At 37.8% G+C, this 2533-nt stretch carries 3 protein-coding genes; 1 reads left to right on the top strand and 2 read right to left on the bottom strand.

Going from position 1 to position 2533, the window contains the following annotated elements; all coding sequences use genetic code 11:
* Positions 1-69: 69 nt before the first annotated feature.
* Positions 70-348 (top strand): hypothetical protein, encoded by a 279-nt coding sequence (locus F607_RS0126210; RefSeq protein ID WP_157365616.1) that lies wholly within the window; start codon positions 70-72, stop codon positions 346-348.
* A gap of 766 nt (positions 349-1114) precedes the next feature.
* Here the strand turns inward: F607_RS0126210 and F607_RS0126215 are convergent.
* Positions 1115-1714 carry a DUF4303 domain-containing protein gene (locus F607_RS0126215; RefSeq protein ID WP_169719855.1) on the bottom strand — a complete coding sequence of 200 codons (600 nt, stop codon included), beginning with the start codon at positions 1712-1714 and terminating at the stop codon, positions 1115-1117.
* Positions 1715-1744: 30 nt separating this feature from the next.
* Positions 1745-2341 carry a hypothetical protein gene (locus F607_RS0126220; RefSeq protein ID WP_027710368.1) on the bottom strand — a complete coding sequence of 199 codons (597 nt, stop codon included), beginning with the start codon at positions 2339-2341 and terminating at the stop codon, positions 1745-1747.
* Positions 2342-2533 lie beyond the last annotated feature (192 nt).

Genomic DNA, 2533 nt, shown 5'->3' on the forward strand with positions numbered 1-2533 from the left:
ACTTGGTATAGTCAGGGAAGATCCTAACTCACATCATCTAGAGGCTTTAGGGCGTGTAGTGGGGGTTTAATGGAACAAAACAACCAAACGAGTGACGTTGATATTAGTGCAATGTTTGGTGGTGAGAGTAAAGGTGTTCAGATTGACGAAAGTGCCCGCTTAGTATTTGGTAAGCAGGTGCTTCTTTGTCTCGCCGTTATTTGTGTAGGTGTTTTTGCTGGCTATGCTTATGCTCCAGATAACAAAGCATTAGCCAGCATATTCGAGCTCATCAAAATTGGAGCTTTACCGCTTGTTACCTTAGTTATTTCTTTTTACTTCCCAAGCAACAATGGTGCATCAAAGTAAGTTGAGTGTGGTATATCCAGAAAAAAAACTTAATAAAGTAGTTGTATATTACACCGGCAAGCCCATAACGCACTATCATAGGGCGAGTAAATGCAGTACTCGCCTTTTCTATCGGTTTCACGAAAAACGCTGTCCTTCAGGGTGGTTAGGAAGTCAATAAACTCGTTTCCGATATTGTTGTTCTTTGTTGAATACCATAGAAAGCCCACTTCCTAGTCAACCCAAGAGTGGGCTTTTTTATTTCCGCTTACCTTGAGCCGCTATATCATCTACATATAGCCTCAATACGCAACACTAATTCCAAAACTACGCAGTTTTTCAAGGTTGGCGGAAATGGTCTCTTAGCGCTACTTTCACTAAACCACTCCCTCTATCAGACTTAAGACAGTTATCGTATTTAGTATTACATAATACAGAAAATGATAATATCTTACGCGAAAATCGTCGAAATAGCCGATAACAAGGGTTATCGGAAGTTTTTTCGAGGGGGGTTGGTATTCTGAGGAGGGGGAGGAGCGCTGAGGGCACGAGCAACCATACAGATTGACTTAATACCCTGATTTATACTTAGTATGATCTAGAGACAGCCATGATTCTGCTAATTTATGAAACTCTTTATCTACAGACTTTTCAGCTTTAAACACCACCATAACCACATACAACAGACTACTTTTTGATCAACATCAAAAAGCGAGTGGCCTCTTTTTTGGTGACCTTTTGCCGGCTTAGCCCGGCGCACAAGGTGTCCCTTTCTTCGTTTTAACTTTCACTTTGCCATCTTTTCTATGTTATTGCTAAGCTTCTTATGCCAAGCACTTGAATTTACTTGGGCAGAGACTGATTTTATTAGTTCGGGATTGGATAAATCCGAAAACTGAACACCTTTTAGTACATCCCTTTCAAAAATATTATCGTTAAACAAACCGGCTTTTTCTATCGATTTAAATACAGATATGATAGCGTTTTTAAATACATCACTTATTTGCTGTGGTTCTAACCCTTCTTCATAAAACCTATCATAATGCTTATATATGTAATCATTTAAACTTTCAAATAACTCAGGATATATACTGACATTATCCCACTCACTTGCTGTAAGCTCAAAATAGTCTTTAGAAGTCGAGTAATTTTGAGCCATAGCAAGCAAATCTGGATGATTTTGAAGCGATTTGAACAGATCTTCATCAAACACTAAACCCTCATTGCCATCACTTTTTTTCAAGCTTTCTTTAGTTGAAATAGCCAAACCAAAATCTCTAAACCCCGAAGATGGGTACAATACAAATGCGTATATTTTATCTTTCATTTCTTGCTTTAAATGTGACACACATTTTTTACAAGCATCTAATAAAAGTTCAGTAATCACTCTTTGTACATTCGATATATTCATAACGATTTATCTCGATTTTGAAATTTCGTCCCACTGTCTAAGAACTTTAATTACTCCATTTCTATCCCCCCTGACTTCTAGCAACATTTTTAATAATTCAGACTGAGGGGAAAATCCGTGTTGGCCTTTAACATTTGGAGCCCATGTCAAGTTGTGCCTTGATAGCTCGGGATTTATATTGACTTCTTGCAGTATTTGTCTATTCAATGCTCCTGCTGCTAAACCACCTTTTTTCTCGGCTTTATGATGTGCGTGTGGTCGTATCATAGCGTCTCTTGGAATTTCTGTACCAGATATTTCTGAATAATACTTCGCCCAATCATCACCAAAGATATTTTCTCCTTTTTTTAGAGAGCCGTGGTGAATTACATCTTGAATATTTCTGTCGCTAATTCCACTTTGTTGTAAAGATCTCTTCCATGAAGCGAAATTGCTACTTGTTACATTATCGGCAAAATTAGAGGTTAAATCTTCAAAATGTGCTCGTGCTAATCTTCCAGTATTAGAGTCAAGACTAACTCTTTTCTCAACTTTTCCCAAAAATCTATTGTAATACTTAGCACCAACGCTAGCTAAAGAGTTTGGATCAACATTACCAGGCAAACTTCCAGGTACATTAAGATCATAAGTTATCGTTGTAGAATAACTTGGCTCACCTAGGAGCTTTGTTGCAGTACTGAATCATCTGGTCTTTTGAGGCTGTTTAGACAGATTTATAGCTTTGAGGCATGCCCAGCGACGTAAAACGATTTAATACACCACAAGCAATTTTTACTTCTACTTTTTGATTGCTCA

The sequence above is a fragment of the Zooshikella ganghwensis DSM 15267 genome, from assembly GCF_000428585.1.
GTDB classification, from domain to species: Bacteria; Pseudomonadota; Gammaproteobacteria; order Pseudomonadales; family Zooshikellaceae; genus Zooshikella; species Zooshikella ganghwensis.

Coding starts and splice junctions, on each gene's coding strand:
- F607_RS0126210 (WP_157365616.1), top strand. CDS start 70: ATGGAACAAAACAACCAAACGAGTGACGTTGATATTAGTGCAATGTTT.